The organism is Candidatus Epulonipiscium viviparus (assembly GCF_000171335.1).
GTDB lineage: Bacteria > Bacillota > Clostridia > Lachnospirales > Cellulosilyticaceae > Epulonipiscioides > Epulonipiscioides viviparus.
On the sequence record NZ_ABEQ01000017.3, the window covers coordinates 21,829 to 39,921 of the forward strand.

Genomic DNA, 18,093 nt, shown 5'->3' on the forward strand with positions numbered 1-18,093 from the left:
TTACCTATTTTGTCTAAAAAATCCCTGTGATGTAATATTTTACCATGAAAAATTTAAGTTGTATAGGGGAAATTTTAAAATATGTAAAAAAATGTATTATTCCCCTCCAAAACAGAGGGGGAATTGGAATAAGATTATGCTTTGCTATAGAAGAATAATTTTTTGGATTTGAGGCCAAAATCATGAGCGTTAATGATTTGTTCGGTGCTACCTACAAATAATATTCCTGTTGAAGATAATGATTTGCTAAACTTGTTATAAATATCTGCCTTTGCTTGTTCTGTGAAATAAATTAAAACATTTCTGCACACAATCAAATCAATATCAGAAGGATAAGGATCTTTGAGTAGATTATGCTGTCTAAAATCAATTTTTCTTTTTATATCATCACTGATTATATAGCCTTCTGTAGTTTTTTTGAAGTATTTAGACTTAAAGTCTGCTGGAAGATTTATAACTTGTTTATCAGGATATATTCCAGTTTTTGCTTTTGCTAAAATATCTTTATCGATATCTGTTGCAATAATTTTGAATTTTTGGCTTGGGATTAACTTGGTCAGTAATATTGCAAGAGTATAAGGTTCGTCGCCTGTGGAACACGCAGCACTCCATACATTAAATGTTTTGGTAACATTTATAATTCCAGGTAAAATATCTTTTTCTAAAGTAGCCCATTGTCTAGGATCTCTAAAAAATTCGGAAACATTTATGGTTAAATATCCCAAAAACGTTTCATAAGCTTTAGGGTTAGTTTTTAAAAGTGTTAAAAATTCTCGATAATCTGAAATACCAGACTTCTTTATATGTGAATCAATGCGTCTTTTCATCTGTCCTTCCTTATAGGAATTTAAATCAATTTTAGAAAATGTATAAAACTCTGTCACAAAATGATTATAATCCATTACTAATCTCCCCTTTTATTGTATTATTTATATAGGATATAACGTCATCTATAATATATTTAGGAGTAGAAGCTCCTGCAGTTATACCTATGTCACTATCTTTATTAAATTTGATTTTAGCAAGCTCTGAAGCGTTTTCAATGCACAAAGAATTTTTGCATTCACTAAGGCAGATTTCGAATAATTTTTTTGTATTAGAACTGTTTCGACCGCCTACTATAATCATAGTGTCCACATTTTTGGCCAAACTACGTGCCTCTTGCTGACGTTTGGTTGTTGTGGAACAAATAGTATGAACATAGTTAAATGTAATGTGATTCTCTTCTAGTAGTTGTATTATTCTATTGACCACTTCTTGTTTATATGTGGTTTGTGCAACAACAAAATAACTTTTTGTATTGTCAAGTAAGGGTATATTAGAATCAAATTCATCTTTGATTATGATGGCGTTATCATTTGTCCATCCATTGATTCCTATTATTTCTGGATGCAATTTATCTCCAATTATAATAATAGATTGCCCTAATATTATGTGTTGTTTTACCAAATTATGGATTTTTTTGACATATGGACAAGTAGCATCAATAATATTTATACCCAAATGATCTGCTTGTTTATAGATATTTTCTCCCACACCATGTGAGCGAATTATTACGTTTTTGATGCGCGGAGTAAGCTCATATGCTATTTCTACTCCTTTGAGTTTTAAATCGTTGGTGACGAAATCATTATGGATTATAGGACCAAATGTGAAAATATTTGAAAGAGAGGCATTAGAATAAGCAAGATTGACAGCCCTTTCTACTCCAAAACAAAATCCTGCGCTTTTTGCTAACTTAATCAAATTGAACACCTACTTTATCCTTGGCAAGTTGTAAAATATGATCTACAACCATATCTGCAGTTAAATTGGAGGTATCTACAAGTATGGCATCTTCAGCTTGAATAAGAGGCGAATCAACTCTGCTACAATCAGCCTTATCTCTCAATTCAATCTCAGAAAAAATTTTATTCCATTCAACGATTTTTCCGTTTTCTGTTTGTTCTTTAAATCGTCTATTTGTTCTTTCCGCAAGTGAGGCAGTTAAAAAGATTTTCAAATCAGCATTGGGGAAAACTACACTGCCGATATCGCGGCCATCCATTACAACGTTGGTTGTATGAGCAAGAGTTCGCTGCAACTGAACCAAGTTATCTCGGACAGCAGAAATTGCCGCAATAGTAGAAGCTGCATTAGAAATCTCACTGGTACGAATTTTATTGGTAACATCTTCCTTATTAAGAAATATGTGYTGATTTTTATTAATATGTGATATTTTTATTTGTATATTTGCTAAAGCCGCTGTAATAGTATTTGTATCGGTTAAGTCAATACCTTGACTGAGAATACATAATGCTACTGCTCTATACATGGCACCGGTATCGATGTAAACCCATCCAAGTTTTTGAGCTATCTCTTTTGCGATAGTACTTTTTCCAGCACCTGCTGGTCCATCAATTGCTATTATCATATAAGCCTCCGTTTTCTAGATAATTGTATTGTCATAATTCTCTCTAAAAAAATCCTTGGTATCATCATAAACTTCGTATTCTACCCAAATTTTTTCTAAACTATCGAGACTGTGTTCTAGCGAATCCTTAATTTTGAGACTAAGCGCAACAATTAGAGCATTGATGATGCTTAAAGGAGCCACAAGTGAGTCAACAAAAGAGATCATCTCACTTTTTGCAACAAGGCAATAATYTGAAAATTCCGCGATAGGTGCAGTAACAGAATCGGTGATTCCAATTATAGTAGCACCGTTTCCCTTTGCAAATTCCAAAGATCGATAAACACGCTTGGAATATCTTGGGAAGCTTATTCCAATTATAACATCGTTTGTATTAATTCTATGAATGACTTCAAAAATTTCGCTGATACTATTGGTATTTACAACTTTAACATTTTCAAACATTATATTGAGGTAAAAGTGTAAAAATGTAGCAAGGCCAGCGCAGCTTCGTACTCCCAAAATATAAATTGTTTTTGCATTTAATATCGCTGTTATGGCACCATCAAATGTCTCTTCATTAATATGGGCAGCAGTATGGCGGATTTTTTCTTCATCGATTTGTAACACGCTTTTTAATACGTGATTTTGATCAATTCTATTATGTGTGACTTCTATTCTTTGCATAGCGGTCAATTTACTTTTAACTAACTCTACTAATGCAGCTTGAAACTTAGGGTAGCCGTCATATCCAAGTTCTGTGGCAAATCTAACCACTGTAGATTCACTGACCCCCACAATTTGCCCCAATTTAGCAGCAGTCAAATAAACAGCTTTTTCATAATGATTAATGATATAGTTTGCAATTAATCTTTGGCCTTTACTCATTCTCGATTGAGAAGACTTTATTCGTTGTATTAATTCGTATTGCTTCATAGAACTCACCTACTAAAATTAAATTTGTCACTTAAAAAGTATAACCTGTTTTTGAAATTTTTACAATGGACGAAATCAAAATTTAATATTATGCGGCATATTAAAGAGCAACAAACTCGTCGATGCTATATAAATATAAATAACGTTCAGTAACAACTTTGTGAGTAATATTTTGTAAAGCCTCAGAATACCATTGGATTTGTAATCGGTATCTATCTACAATTTCAATTTTAGTGTGAGCTTTTGTGGAATCAGTTTTGTAATCGATAATAATAATTTTGCCATTTTCTTCGAAATACGCATCGACTATCCCGGAGATTAGACTTCTTCCCTCAGATTGGGGAAGCTGATACAGAAATGGTTGCTCTTTAAAACTAAACGCTGCTTTACGCATTCTATTAATTATAGCAGAATTTGCAAAGGAGACTAGTCGATCTATATTAGCTATTGCAAGAGTATTCTTGGCCAATTTGTTTTGGGCTATCATAGACTCGATATTTTGTCGAATAGACGTGTGATCAGTATACTTGAGATAATCCAAATGTTGGAATACTGCGTGAATAATATTGCCGTGCGATAATCCATCATAGCTTGATGAAGCGATAAACTTTGGAATATTAGAACTATAGGGTGCGCTAGAGATAGAATCGCTCATTTTGGTTTTGAGTTCTGATACAGAAATCTTTTGCGGCAAAGTTGTATCTAATATATGGCGATATTCATAGTCTAACTTTGCAAAGATCTCATCTTTTAGGCTATTGCTAGAGGTGTCGGTTGCTATTAGGTCGAATATATCTTGAATGACTTCGTTTGAACTAGGGGGTTCCACAAAGTCGGCATCTGCATCGGCAAAGCTTAAACGGCTATATTGCTTGATAATCCATTGGCCCATTGTTCCGGCATTAAAATTAGCGACAGATTCGGTTAGTGTATATGGATTGTGTGCAAGCGCAAGAATTATCCAGTTTAGATAAGAGTTTTGGTTGCGTATGAATATCGAATCTATATGCTCGGTAGCGTGTAACAAAGCATTGCTCAACAAGCTATCAAAACTGTTTGTAACGGCAGTTACGATAAGCTTTTCTTTGGCACGCGTTAATGCTACATATAAAATACGTATTTCCTCAGAAATGTTTTCGTTAAATATCTTATTTTTAATCGCCAAATAGGGCAAAGTTGTGTAATCTACATATTTTTCCATGTCCCTAAATTGCGCTCCCAGGCCTAATTGATTATGAAGCAAAATCGGCTGATACGTCTCCATTTGATTAAATCGCTTGTGTGCATTTGCCAATATTACGATAGGAAATTCGAGACCCTTGCTTTTGTGAATACTCATAATTTTAACGGTATTATTTTGGTCTACAGCTGATTTTGCTTGTTGTATAGATGCTTCATCGTTGCGTAATTGCTCCAAAAATATTAGAAAGTTAAATAAGCCAACTTTTGTATTTTGTTCAAAATCTATGGCAGTCTGCTTTAAAATTCTGAGATTGGCAGAACGAATGGCGCCATGGTCTAACATAGAAACGTATCCCAAATACCCAGTCTGTAAAAAAACTTGGTCGATAAGTTCACTCACGGGAACCATTTTGGACAACTTTCGAAAACCTTCAATCTCGGCAAAAAAATCTGCAAGCTTCGAATGTGGGTGCAATTGTTTGTATGCGACACATGCATTATAAAAGCTCCCATCTGCATATGTGCGTATTTCAGATAGCTCGTCAAAATCCAGCCCCAATAACGATGAATGCAATACAGAAAGGAAAGGAATATCTTGATTTATATTATCGATGATTTTTAGAAAGTTGATCATAAGTTCTACTTCTGTAGCTTCAAAAAACGATTTGCTAATTTCTGCGTAAGCATCTACTCCCACTTTGTACAATGCGTTTTCGAATGCAGTAGAAACAGCTTTTGCACGCACTAATATTGCAATATCGCGAGGCTCAACAGCACGATAAATATCGAGATCTTTATCATAGACAATTTTGGGATTGCTATTGCCATCTAAAATATCTTTTACAATTTTTGCTATCATGGCGGCTTCGAGCTCGGCTTTATTCGAAGGCTCTTCTGCGTCATCTGCATCGAGGGTGGAAAGCTCCAATAAATGAAGTTCGCATTGCTTGGCAGTCTCATCAAATGTTGCGTATTCGCGACCAGCATACAGTCGTTGCGCTTGGTCATAGATTAAATCACCCACCGCAGGACGCATCAATCTTTCGAATATTTCGTTGGCAGCGTCTAAAATTATGGCACGGCTTCGAAAGTTATGTGATAAATCGATTCGTATATCTGCAGCGGCGGTAGGAGAAAATTGCTGAAATCTGTTATATTTATCCAGGAAAATCTTGGGGTTGGAGAGTCTAAATTTGTAAATGCTCTGTTTGATATCACCAACCATAAATCGAGTTGCACCGTTTGTGGCAATTGCCGATAAAATAGTTTCTTGAACATCGTTGACATCTTGATACTCATCGATATATATTTCTGAATAATACTTACCGAGTTCTTTGGCAACTGTGGTGGGAGCGAGGGCACCGTCAGATTCGGTAACCAATAATTTGATAGCATAATGCTCGAGATCGTTGAAGTCGAGAACTCCGAGGTCTTGTTTTTTCTCAGAATATCGAGTCTCAAATGTGGTAACGAGGCGTGCCAACTCCTTGAATATTGTACTAATGGATGCAGTTTTGCTAATAACAGTTGGGTCGGCCAATATTGCGTAGTTATCCTGCAAATATTTTAGGCGCGAAGTTGCAGTACTGGACAAAGACTTTGCGGCATCTTTGAGAGATAGATCACAAGCAGGACGTTTGCGAGATAAGGCGGCAATGTTGCAGTTAGCTAATGCAGAGACGATGTTTGCAAAGGAGCTGAGATCCATCTTCGATAAATTTTGGAGATTAAACCCTATGGAGTCGGCATAATGTAAAGGTCCGTTGGGTTTCTTTGCTATTACAAGTGCACGCTCCAGTAGAGTTTGAATGCTCTCGAGCTCCAATCTGAGATCTGCTGCTAAACTTGCTTCAAATGCGGCATTATCACCRGCTKCGAGTGTGGCAACTTGTTGGGCCAGCCACTTTTGCGGAAATACAGTACTTTGCGTAAATTTATAAATTTGCAATATCATAGAAGCRATGGCGTCCATCCCATTAACGCTTCCATAAGCATCGCATAACTGATAAAACGCATCGGATTCTTCTTCAAAAGCTGCCGTTAATATATCGGTTACTGCCAGGTTCTGTAACAAAGTGGCTTCTTGCTCGGTGCAGGTTCGCATATTGGGTTCAAGCCCTAGCTCGTTAAAATGGGTTCTAATTAATTTGCCGCAAAAAGAGTGAATGGTAGAAATAGATGCCTTTCCCAAAAGTCCCAGTTGCTTTTGTAAATAGTCGACCTCTTCACCATCGGCAGCGGTTGATAATGCATCGCCTAACTTTATTTCTATGCGTTCCTTCATTTCGCTAGCGGCAGCATTAGTAAAAGTTACGATGAGAAATCTATCTATATCCACTCGGTTTTTTCCAGTATTTAACACTCGCTTAATTACCCTTTCCGTGAGAACTGCAGTTTTGCCAGACCCAGCTGCRGCAGAAACCAAAATGTTTTTGTCCTGCAAATCTATTGCCAATTGCTGTTCAGTAGTAAATCCCATAATCTAAATCCTCTCTTACTCAATTTATCATATTATCTTTTGCATCAGATTTAGAAATCTTTTGCAATGTGTCATAGTTGTTGTTGGGCAAAGTTTCATCGAAGCCGCAAATGCCATGAAAGTTACAGTAGTCGCATCCAGTTTTGGTGCCAAGCTTATACGGAGTGATGCTGACCTTGCCYTCTAAAATTTGTTTGCCCAGGGCYGCAACTTGATTTATTATAAACTGGCGAATGGCCACAAACTCTTCGGCTGTTGCGGTGATTGCATTAGCATTTGGAGCACCAGATTTTGTATATGCCATATCTATAATTTGGTTGCCTAGCTCGGGCTCGATGGCTTTTGCGATGTCTGCATCATTGAGAGTGATACCAGATAGCTTGAACGTTTTCAAAAGCTTGTGCGCCATATCGGTTGCAGTTTCGCCAGGTTTATATGCAACTCGAGACGCATCTAACTTGAAGTAGTAGACTCCCGCAGTCTTTGCGTCTTTATTTATCTGCAAGTAGGCATCCAGATATAGTAATAGCTGTAGTTGTAGCGCGTAATATGCTTCTGTAAAATCAAATTGAGTATGACCAGATTTATAGTCGATAATTTTAATATACGTATCTCCGTCTGGAGTTAAATAAGCATCTACCCGATCGATGGTGCCTGTAAGACGCAAAGTTGTTTCGCCCAAGTCGATTTCTATTGCGGGCAAAGCGGCATCATTAAATTTGTATTCATATTCTGCAGGTACAAATTTACCGCATTTGAGTTGCGAAGCCATGGCGGTGATTGCGCGATTGCTCATAGTTTCGATGCGTTTGGTTAGATACTTCGTGTGGCCATTTTTGATTTTGAGCTTATTATTTTGGAGCATACTTTCTGAAACGGCAGTAGCGACCAATTGCTGTTGAGCATCTGGCGTAATAGTTGTCCAAGTAGAACCTGCTGCTTGTAAAAGTTTGGGATATATTTCCAAAACGCTATGAAAGATGGTGCCTATATCTGGAGTTCTAAATTTAAATAATTTGCGTTCGGAAGCCAAAAGGCCATATTCTATAAAATAGGCACAAGGGCAACGGCGAAACTTTTCTATTCTCGACACAGTGGTGACTTGGTTATTGCTATATAATTTTTTAGCGATATCAGTTTGTAATTTATCTTGTTGATTTGTGAAAAATAGTCCATTGACAGTTTGTACAATAGCATCGGGCTGATGTTGCATATACCACATTAAAGCATACTTATAGGAGTCATCCAAAGTGGCAATGCCGGCATTCTGTTTTATGGCCCTGCCAAGAGCAATGATTGCTTGTTTGCTAGTATAAATTTGGTCGGCAAACGTTGTAGCTGTGGTGGATGGTGCGTACATAGTAAACATCCTTTTTAGTCGAGTAAATATAATAGATGGTCTAGTGATTTTGCCGGAATCATCTCCCATCGAATATGATGCGAATAAATATCGACTAGGCTTGATGAGTGTTGAATAAATTTCGAGCTCACTGCCATATAAATTAGAATATATAAACAATTCATATAAATTTGGGTTTGCATTAAATAAATTAGCAGTTAGGTCCATATCAGAAAAAAGACTATCGTTTATGGGATTTGCAGGAAAGACCCCCTCGTTTAACCCAATTAAAAAGACAATCTTTTGCTTTGGCAGACGAGTTCTTGGTATTTCACCGACCAAAATCTGATCTTGCGTTGCAGGGATGGTACCAACTTTTTCGTGTTTAAAGCAAGTTGTCAGAATGCTTTTAAAGGTAGCGATATTGACATATTGATTTCCTAAGATATCAACTAAGCGATCAAGAATATCTAGAATTGTTTGATAAATGTGTTTATATTCAAGGGCTAAATTAAAATTTTTGGAAAGAGTGTGTTCGATTTCTGATTCTGATTTTGATTCCCAGCGAATAGTATTAGCAAAATTGATTTCTACCAAAAAATCGTAAAGGATGCGGCATAAGTTGGAGGTCAAAATTTTGCCACGATGCTTATGCGCGATTATTTTTTGCTCAATACCTAATATAATAGAAGCAACTCGAGTGCGAAGATCGTTAATTAGAGTTGAATCAGTTTCTTCTTCCCAGGYTTCTAGCCACTTATTTTTGTAATTTATGCCATGTTCGTATAGATAATTTTCTAGGTAGTCTATATCTTCATCAGCAAAGTCTGTTAATATGCCGCTTTTCAAAAATGATAATATGGCAGTCAAATTCCAGTGTTGCGTAATAACTTCTAGCAGGTTCAAAATAAAATTGACGGCAGGGTTTGCTTGAATAGTTTTTGTTTCATCTAAAAAATAAGGAATGTCATATTGACCTAAAACAGTAGTGAGGTGACTTCGATATAAATTAAGATTTCCTGTAATAATAGCAATCTCATTGTATCTGTAGGTGTCATCGCGAACGAAGCGTGTAATATTTTGTGCCACAAGCTCTATTTCTGACTCAAAATTTCTGCAAGCAAATAATCTAACGTTTGCGCTATCTCGAGGTTGCTTTATACTATGAGTTGCAAAGTAATTGTCTGCAATAAATTGGATATCAGCAGTTTTGTTGGCAAAGGCGGCATTGGTAAATTGCTTGGATACAGGAACAGCAAATTCAAAATTTATCAGCGTATTGTAGCTTTTGTAATATAGATGATTTTGATTTGAGCCAAGATACTCCTTGTCCATAGGCAGGGTAACAATCATTTGTCTTGCCATAGAATGCAGTTTCAGAAGCACTTTTTGCTGAGCAGCAGTAAAACTGTAAAATCCATCAATAATAATGAGGGCATCTTTATATGCTTCCGTTGTAGTTAAAGATTTTATGAGAGCATTAAGGCTACCTTCATTGGTCAAAAATTGGGTACTAATAAAGTCATAAAACCATTTGCTAATTTTCTGTATATCTGCCAACTTGGCTTTTAAGGTGCCCTCAACAGTGTCATCGCCTAGCTGTGTAACTCCAAAGTTTTCACAATTGGTAAGTAAAATATTTATTTTTTCCAAGAATCCATCTTTGTTATAGCTTGTGGTAAAGAAAGTAAGCTCGTGATGATGATCTTCGAGAACTTTTTTTAAAATCATAATGCGTTCGAGTTCATCTAAGATAGGTGTGGTGATGTTAGCTTTAAGTACCAATTTAGTAAAACTTGATACCTCCACTAGCAATAGACCGGGAGCCAGATACTGGGTAAGTTCTCGTTCAATTTCAAGACTAAACTGTTCTGGAACGATCATAATGATTTTGTCTTTTTTATTTTGCTTAAGAGTATTTTTGATTTTTTGATAACATTGGTATGTTTTTCCACTACCAGGTGGACCTATTAATATTTCCAAAATGATACACCTTTCTATACTAAAGTTGTCGCAAAGCCTTTATAATAATGTCGATATCGCTAGTAAATAATGGAGCGACAGAAAGTCGCAAGTTATTATTTGGTAGTGAGCTAAATAAGCTTCCAGGTGATACAACAATACTTTGTTCTAGCAATGCGGAAATGATGTTTTCTGAGTTGCCGTTATTTATAGAGAACCAGAAGAAAAGTCCGCTGGTGCTGCTGGTTTTTAATGTAGAGCTAAATTGAAACAGGTTGTATAAGTTATTAAACTTAAGATTACATTCAGTGATTAACTTACATCGCAATGCCGCAAAATTGTTGGATTCGAGATAATATTTAATTAGCCGTTCGGTAATGGTAATTTGTATTGTATCAGTCAGTCGCTTTTGCAGCTGAAGTGGAAGTGCCACAAAGCTATAATCTAAGTATGGCAAATATAGTTTACAGAAGTTGAATAAATAGATAACACGATCGCTTTTGCAAAGGTCGTAGCAACTTTCGAGATTACCTTTATAGAGAAAGTCGCTGAAGGTGCCATCTTCGATGATATAAGCATCATATTTTTCGCATAAAGCAATGATAGCAAGTTTATTTTCTTTGCTATAGCTAATACCGGTAGGGTTTTGGTTATACGAACTTATAAAAACATAAGAGGTGGTTGGGTATTTGAGATAACTTTCTAGAATATCTAGATTGAGGCCATCTTTTTGTAAGGGCACTTCCAAAACCTTAAATCCAAGATAGCTGAGTGTTGACGTATAGCTCATGTCTCGGAAATTTTCAACGCAAATAGCAGCATTTGGCAAAAGCTTGACTAAATCCAATATAAAATTTTGAGTATCTTTAATTAATCGAACAGAAGTGTTATTTGCATGAACCCCAACAGTCTTAAAAAAGTTTGTAATAGCAATTCTAACCAACTGCTTTTCCCGATTTAGGGGATCATAAAAGCTGTCCCATCCATCGTTATCAAGAATGTCAATCATAATATCTTTGCAAATGTCTATTTTAAAAAGGTCACGTCTAAAATAGGTTTTGCTTGCAGGCACGAGTTCTTTTTTAAAATCCATATGCACATCGGGGCGAGGGGCAACGTACGTACCACTGCCAATATGGGCAATGACATAATTTTTGCTTTCGAGTAGTTTATAGGCATTAACAACGGTATCGCGATTGATTTTTAATTTGCTAGCCAACGCTCTAATGGTAGGCAATTTGGTTTTTGAGGGCAAAACTCCGGTGTCGATAAGCTTAGCTAATTCATCAGCTAATTGTATATACAACGGGGTGGGATCTGATTTTGAAATCTTAATAGTACAAAACATAAATAAGTTCCTCCTTTGTTACATGATATTAGTAAATGAAAAAAATATCCCTTTATGGAGCTTTTGCATATTTTTTATTAACTCGAATATCTGAACCAATAAATGTATATATAGCATAATTACCAAGCAATCGTGATTCAATGCGCTCTGAATAGTTGTGGCGCCATTCTGTTATGGCGGTATTTGTAGAAATTATAGTAGGTTTAAGTTTTAGGTGCCGCGAGTTTAGTACATTAAATAAATCTGGATTTATATAGTTCGTTGAAAGTTCTGTTCCCAAATCATCGATAATTAATAAATCCGCTGTAAATATGTCATCGAACATAGATCGATGCGCGTCGGTTGCTTCTTTGCGATTAAATCGAACGTTATCAAAACACTTAAAGAGTTGTATAGCCGATAAATATAATACGGTAAATCCTTTGTTTAATAAATCGTTGGCAATGCAAGTACATAAGAATGTTTTGCCCAAACCTGCAGTTCCTACAAATACCATGTTTTGGTATTTCGGAAAATTTTCGGTAAATTGAATAACGTTGTCATAAATGTTTTGGATATTTTCACGCGGTGAAATTTGGGTTTTTGGCATTTTGGACGATATCGATTCTTTTGTATTTTTAGCAGATGCGTCGCTTGACTCAGTCTCTCTTGATGAAGGCGAAACTTCTGAAGAATATAGATGAAAATCAAAGTGAGCGAAAGTATCTGTTTTTAGTGAAGATGCGAGGTTAGATTGCTGACACGATAAATTAATTAAAGCTTGTTCAAAGCATTTGCAAGGTTGACCATCTATAAACCCTTCGTCCTTACATTTTGGGCATTCATATTGCAAATCTAAATACGTTGCCGCATAATTGTGATCCATCAATAGCTGTCGCTTTTCAGCAACTAATGCTGTATTTTTATTTCGAAATCTTTGAGAGAGATCATCGACATTAGACGTTTTCTCTAACATACATTTAACAAGATAAATGCCATTGCTATTCAAGGTTTCGTCGATTTTTTTTATTCGTGGAATCTCGGCGTAAATTGCTTCTTGAAGAGCCTTCTGTTTTTTTATATTAGTAAGACGTATTCGATCAAATTCTTTTATGAGTTGTTTATAATAAATATGTTTGTTATTGAGCATCTAAATTTGTCCTGTTCTAAGTTTTTCGTGATATGCTATTTCTAATTTTGCTAATTCATCGTAATCATATGTGCGAGAAAGCATATTGTTAAAGCGTGATACTTTGTTGTTAGTATTTTTAGGTTTACGAGGCTTGTTATTTTGGTAGTCTGCAATGACGGCTTGTGCATCTTCAACAGTTTGTACACCTTTTTCGTGCCAAGTAGTTAATATTTGGTTTAGATAGTTTAGGCTTGGGTTTGAAGCCTGTAAAGTCATTACTTTGCAGGCCTCGTATATAACCATAATAGAAAACTTTTCTAACCAATCGTTGATCATATTTTGGTGATTATAATTAATTTTAGAAGTGCTTATACCAGCTTCTGATAAGATATTGTAGTATTGCTTTGTCGCTGCTATTTGCATTTGTGCCTCCTCAATTGTTGTAATTTTGATTTCGCACCAATTCACGGCCACTTTTTCTATATAACGAATGTCAGTTTTTTGGTTATTAGCACAATATTCAAGTAAAAAATAAATTAAATCTAAAGACATATTGAGCCAATCGTATAAACTCATAATAGTGCTCGCTTCAGGAAAGCTAAGAGGACGTCCAAAGTAATTTTCGGCTGTTCTAATCAACTCTTTTGTTGAAGGATCAGTCTCCATATATCTATCTAGTACTTCTGGGGTATATATGGGCTTATTCTCAAAATGCGATAACGTAGTTTTTGTAATTTGAGTATTTTTGATGGGTTCTTTTGTAACCATAGAAATTGCTGGCTCGTGAGTATTAAATGTAATTTCAAAATGGTCAGAATTTGTTGTAGAAACATTAATTATATCCTTTTGGTTTAAAAACTGTAAGGATGACTGAACTTCAGATTGTGTCATTTCGAGATTAGAGGCAATAGCCTCTATATTTATAGATTTATCTTTTTGATTAGAAGCTTGCAAAAAAAGATAAACCTTTAGATGTTGAGGCTGCATTTTTGTTAAATAGGTTTCTAAAAACCAGCTGGGAATAGATACAAAGCTGGTTTTTTCTTTGGTAAATGTTATATTCATTGGTTCTCCTAAAAATTAGCTTTTTCCAAGCAGGGTATCGATAATTTGGTTTACATTTCCCGCACCCATAGTCATAATAATATCGCCAGGTTCGGTGGTAGTAAGTAAATAATCTGAAATTTCGTCAAAACTCTCAATATAAATAGAATTAGTTCCTTTATTTTGTAAAAGTTTCACGAGATCACGAGAATGTATGTCACCAGGATTAGTTTCACGAGCTGCATAAATATCGGTAACAATGATTTGTCCATATGTGCTAAGAGCATCTACAAACCCGTTTAAAAATGTTTTGGTTCGAGAATAGGTATGTGGTTGAAATACAACATATAGATTTTTGTGAGGATATTTGGCAACGGTATTTAAAGTTGCCTTAATTTCGCTTGGGTGATGCGCATAATCATCTATAAGTAAAATATCGTGAATTTTACCTCGCATTTCAAACCTACGTTTGGCTCCAGAAAAATGTATAAGATCTTTGGAAATTTCAGCAACAGGAATATCAAGAAAACGGCATACGGCAATAGCGCTTAAAGTATTTAATACATTATGTGTTCCTGCAAGAGCAATTGCTATATGAAATACAAACTCATTCTTATAATATACATCAAAACTAGGGCAAGCATTTGCATCAAAAGATATATTCTGCGCCGACCAATCAGCAGTTTTGCTAAGGCCAAATGTTTCTATGGGAGCAGCAATGTTTTTGATAGCAGGAGTATTTTGTAAAGCTGTTTCTTCTATAACTAGCAATCCCTGCTTGGGTATAAGAGATGCAAATTCTGTGAATGAATGTTTGATATCATCGAGATCCTTAAAAAAGTCCATATGATCTTCTTCTATATTTAGTATAACACCGACCATAGGATTAAAGTCAAGGAAGCTATTGTGATATTCGCAAGCTTCTGTTAAAAAATATTTTGTATCGCCAATGTGAATATTACCTCCAATAGAATCAACTATTCCGCCAACAGTAATAGTGGGATTATTGTTGGTATGAAGAAGTATATTGGCTAGCATAGAAGTGGTGGTAGTTTTGCCATGAGTACCAGCGATACAAATTGGAAACTCATATGTGGCCATTAAATCACCTAAAAATTCTGCTCGGGTTACAATTTTCTTGCCTAGTTCTTTGGCATACTTTAATTCTTCATTATTTTCATTTATGGCAGCTGTGATAACAACGAGATCTATATCCGTTGTTATATTATCTTTAGAGTGTGGAGCAATAGTAACTCCAAGTGATTCAAGATGATCAGTTATATCTGAAGTTTTTATATCAGAACCAGTAACTTTATGACCTTGTGTTACCATAATTTCTGCAAGGCCACTCATACTGATGCCTCCGATGCCGATAAAATGGATGTGTATTGTGTTGTTCATAATATTTTATTTCCTTTCTTAAATTTATAAAGTAACAGTTTCCGTAAATTATATGCGATTAATATAAGATATAAACATCATATTATAAAGTTTACCCGTTAAGTTAAAAATTTAAACAATGTCATAGAAAATATTTCCATTTAAACTTTTGACGATTTTTATAAAATAAATGAATATTTATTGTACAAAAGTAATAAAATATAATTGGTAAACGTATTGTACAATTTTAAATTATGTGGTAAAATATAGTAGTAAAAAATTTTTGATAAGGGGAGAGATATATATATGCCTAAAAAAGAAATGATAGCTATGCTTCTAGCTGGTGGACAGGGAAGCAGGCTAGGCGTGTTAACACAACAAATCGCAAAACCAGCAGTAATGTTTGGTGGTAAATATAGAATAATTGACTTTCCATTAAGTAATTGCGTAAATTCAGGAATAGATACAGTTGGAGTTCTAACTCAATATGAGCCATTAATGCTCACTACACATATTGGAATCGGAATTCCGTGGGACTTAGATTTAAATTTATCACAAGGTGGAATCAGAGTACTTTCTCCATTTATGACAGATGGAAATAAAGGTGCTTGGTATAGCGGAACTGCGAACGCAATTTATCAAAACATTCGTTATATTGATTCATACAATCCAGACTATGTGTTAGTTTTATCTGGAGACCATGTATATAAGATGGACTATAACGAGATGTTAAATTATCATAAAGAAAAAGGCGCTGTTGCGACAGTAGCGGTTATCGAAGTACCATATGAAGAAGCTTCGCAATTTGGAATAATGAATACAGACGAATCATTAAAAATAGTCGAGTTTGAAGAAAAACCTAAAGAACCTAAAAGTAATCTTGCATCCATGGGAATATATATTTTCAATTGGAAAGAGTTGAGGGAGGCATTAATAGCTGATTGCGATGTTCACGAAGATAGTGACTTTGGAAAACATATCATGCCTTCGCTATTAGATGGAGGTGCGCCAATCTATGCATATCCATTTAAATCATATTGGAGAGATATTGGAACAATCGAAGCATATTGGCAAGCGAACATGGGGCTCTCATATATAATGCCAGAATTTAATTTATATGATGCGCATTGGAGTATATATACAAACTCTGATAATCTTGCACCTCAATATATCAGTCAAACTGCGAATATCGCTCATGCATTAATTTCAAAAGGATGTACAATAGAAGGTGATGTACAAAATTCGATCATTAGTCCAAACGTTCAGATTGAAAAAGGATGTGTTATTAAAGATAGTATTATAATGCAAGGAACAATTGTTAAGAGTGGAGCTCATTTATATAGATGTATTGTTTCTGAAAACAGTGTAATTGGTGAAAATGTTACTATTGGCGAAGGAGAGAATATTCCAAATCATAATAAACCTCACGTATATAACAGTGGAATTTCAGTAATTGGAGCATATACCAATATACCAGCCGGAATTTGGGTAGGGAAAAATTGTGAAATAACTGGAGATACAAAATATGAAGATTATGAACACAATGCATTACAAAGTGGCGCTTCATTAATTATTGAAGGAGGTTTAAAATGAGAGCAGTAGGAATAATTTTGGCAGGAACAAAAAAAGGTGGATTAGGAATTTTAGCATCTCATAGAAATAATGCGGCGATGCCTGTTGGAGGAGCATATAAAGTTATCGACTTTAACCTCACAAACATGAGTGAATCAGGGATCAAATCTGTTGCGGTTATTTCTCAATATAATACAAGAAGTTTATCTGATCATATTTCATCATCTAAGTGGTGGAATTTTGGACGAAAGAATAGCGGTATATTTTTGTTAACTCCAGATATGCTAAATTCAGATAGCTTTTCATTTAAGGGAACCGCAGATGCTATCTATCAAAATATACACTTTTTAACAAAAAGTACTGATCCATATGTCGTGATAACTCCAGCAGATCAAATAATAAGAGTTAATTATCAAGATGTAATAAAATATCATATGGAAAAAAAGGCAGATATTACCTTATTATATAAAGACACTAACGACGTAGATTTAACCAATTATGGAGTTATGGAACTGGACGAAGACAGCCGCCTAATAAATTTTGAAGAAAAACCACTAGAGCCGCAAACATCAAATGTGTCTTTGGGAATATATGTGTTTGAGAGAAAATTATTAATAGAGTTGCTAGAAGAGATCGCTAAAGAAGGTAGAAATAGTATTGTAGACGACATCATAATTAGATACAGAAAAAGACTGAAAATCTACGGATATCGTTTTGATGGTTATTGGAAAGCTATAAAAGATATTAAAAACTTGTATCAGGCTAATATGGACTTTTTAAACCCAAAAATTAAGTACGAAATATTTGAAGAAAAATCATATGTGTATACAAAAGCAAAAGATGATCCACCTGTAAAATATAGTCGAGAGTGTTCCGTAAAAAATAGTATCCTAAATGGGGGGGATATTATAAATGGAAATGTAGAAAACTCTGTGTTATCGCGTAAAGTATTTGTCGGCGAAGGTGCTGTTATCAAAAATAGCGTAATTATGGAAGGATGTACAATAGGGCGTGATGCTGTTGTAGAAAATGCAATTCTCGATAAAAATGTTTTGATAAGTAGTGGGCACAAAGTTATTGGAAGCGCAGATGATATTAAGGTAATAGAAAAAGATTATATAATCTAAAAAAACGTACTCATAAAAAAATGTAAGTGTAAAAAAACGAAAAAATATTAAAAAATATAAAGAAAATTAATTTTTTTATAAAAAACAGTTGATTTTTTTATAAATATGTTGTAAAATACTCCTATCACGTAAAAGTGATTTTAAGCCAATAATGGACAAGAAATTACGGAACCAAATAGGAGGGTTTTACTAATGGAAATTACAGATATCAGAGTGAGAAA

At 34.9% G+C, this 18,093-nt stretch carries 12 protein-coding genes; 2 read left to right on the top strand and 10 right to left on the bottom strand.

The annotated features are described in order from the left end of the window. Window positions 1–134: 134 nt before the first annotated feature. The 10 genes from EPU_RS03780 to murC all read right to left on the bottom strand — a co-directional run bounded on the left by EPU_RS03780 (window position 135) and on the right by murC (window position 15,194). Window positions 135–902, bottom strand: coding sequence for a CheR family methyltransferase (locus EPU_RS03780; protein ID WP_010166917.1), 768 nt, complete (start codon window positions 900–902; stop codon window positions 135–137). Next, a complete protein-coding gene (gene ispH / locus EPU_RS03785) occupies window positions 892–1,746 on the bottom strand; it encodes a 4-hydroxy-3-methylbut-2-enyl diphosphate reductase (RefSeq protein ID WP_010166919.1) in 855 nt (284 codons plus the stop codon). Before ispH ends, EPU_RS03780 begins: the two co-directional genes overlap by 11 nt. Next, window positions 1,739–2,413 (bottom strand): (d)CMP kinase, encoded by a 675-nt coding sequence (gene cmk / locus EPU_RS03790; protein WP_029487958.1) that lies wholly within the window; start codon window positions 2,411–2,413, stop codon window positions 1,739–1,741. The genes ispH and cmk overlap by 8 nt, the downstream gene beginning before the upstream one ends. A 15-nt stretch (window positions 2,414–2,428) precedes the next feature. Further along, complete coding sequence (locus EPU_RS03795; protein ID WP_029487959.1) at window positions 2,429–3,328, bottom strand: MurR/RpiR family transcriptional regulator; 900 nt, start codon at window positions 3,326–3,328, stop codon at window positions 2,429–2,431. 100 nt (window positions 3,329–3,428) lie between these two features. Further along, entirely contained in the window at window positions 3,429–6,989 is a 3,561-nt protein-coding gene (addA, locus tag EPU_RS03800) for a helicase-exonuclease AddAB subunit AddA (protein WP_029487960.1), read from the bottom strand. A gap of 19 nt (window positions 6,990–7,008) precedes the next feature. Then, window positions 7,009–10,311: a PD-(D/E)XK nuclease family protein gene (locus tag EPU_RS03805; protein ID WP_029487962.1), complete on the bottom strand. Its 3,303-nt coding sequence runs from the start codon at window positions 10,309–10,311 to the stop codon at window positions 7,009–7,011. 19 nt (window positions 10,312–10,330) lie between these two features. Next, window positions 10,331–11,638 carry an aminotransferase-like domain-containing protein gene (locus EPU_RS03810; RefSeq protein ID WP_010166927.1) on the bottom strand — a complete coding sequence of 436 codons (1,308 nt, stop codon included), beginning with the start codon at window positions 11,636–11,638 and terminating at the stop codon, window positions 10,331–10,333. A gap of 52 nt (window positions 11,639–11,690) precedes the next feature. After that, window positions 11,691–12,767, bottom strand: a complete 1,077-nt coding sequence (locus EPU_RS03815) for an ATP-binding protein (protein WP_010166929.1) — start codon at window positions 12,765–12,767, stop codon at window positions 11,691–11,693. After that, window positions 12,768–13,814 (bottom strand): DnaD domain protein, encoded by a 1,047-nt coding sequence (locus EPU_RS03820; RefSeq protein WP_010166931.1) that lies wholly within the window; start codon window positions 13,812–13,814, stop codon window positions 12,768–12,770. A 15-nt stretch (window positions 13,815–13,829) separates the two neighbouring features. Continuing rightward, the gene (gene murC / locus EPU_RS03825) at window positions 13,830–15,194 is read right to left on the bottom strand and encodes a UDP-N-acetylmuramate--L-alanine ligase (protein ID WP_029487964.1); all 1,365 of its coding nucleotides are present in this window, start codon (window positions 15,192–15,194) and stop codon (window positions 13,830–13,832) included. A 285-nt stretch (window positions 15,195–15,479) separates the two neighbouring features. On the opposite strand from murC, the gene EPU_RS03830 reads away from it, so the two are divergent. Together EPU_RS03830 and glgD are read left to right on the top strand one after the other, a co-directional pair. Next, the gene (locus EPU_RS03830) at window positions 15,480–16,766 is read left to right on the top strand and encodes a glucose-1-phosphate adenylyltransferase (protein WP_010166935.1); all 1,287 of its coding nucleotides are present in this window, start codon (window positions 15,480–15,482) and stop codon (window positions 16,764–16,766) included. Further along, entirely contained in the window at window positions 16,763–17,872 is a 1,110-nt protein-coding gene (gene glgD / locus EPU_RS03835) for a glucose-1-phosphate adenylyltransferase subunit GlgD (RefSeq protein ID WP_010166937.1), read from the top strand. Before EPU_RS03830 ends, glgD begins: the two co-directional genes overlap by 4 nt. Window positions 17,873–18,093: the final 221 nt, after the last annotated feature.

Bases quoted from the DNA above. Each gene is read 5' to 3' on its own strand.
- EPU_RS03810 (WP_010166927.1), bottom strand. From the start codon at position 11,638: ATGTTTTGTACTATTAAGATTTCAAAATCAGATCCCACCCCGTTGTAT.
- EPU_RS03780 (WP_010166917.1), bottom strand. From the start codon at position 902: ATGGATTATAATCATTTTGTGACAGAGTTTTATACATTTTCTAAAATT.
- EPU_RS03830 (WP_010166935.1), top strand. From the start codon at position 15,480: ATGCCTAAAAAAGAAATGATAGCTATGCTTCTAGCTGGTGGACAGGGA.
- EPU_RS03815 (WP_010166929.1), bottom strand. From the start codon at position 12,767: ATGCTCAATAACAAACATATTTATTATAAACAACTCATAAAAGAATTT.
- glgD (WP_010166937.1), top strand. From the start codon at position 16,763: ATGAGAGCAGTAGGAATAATTTTGGCAGGAACAAAAAAAGGTGGATTA.
- murC (WP_029487964.1), bottom strand. From the start codon at position 15,194: ATGAACAACACAATACACATCCATTTTATCGGCATCGGAGGCATCAGT.
- EPU_RS03820 (WP_010166931.1), bottom strand. From the start codon at position 13,814: ATGAATATAACATTTACCAAAGAAAAAACCAGCTTTGTATCTATTCCC.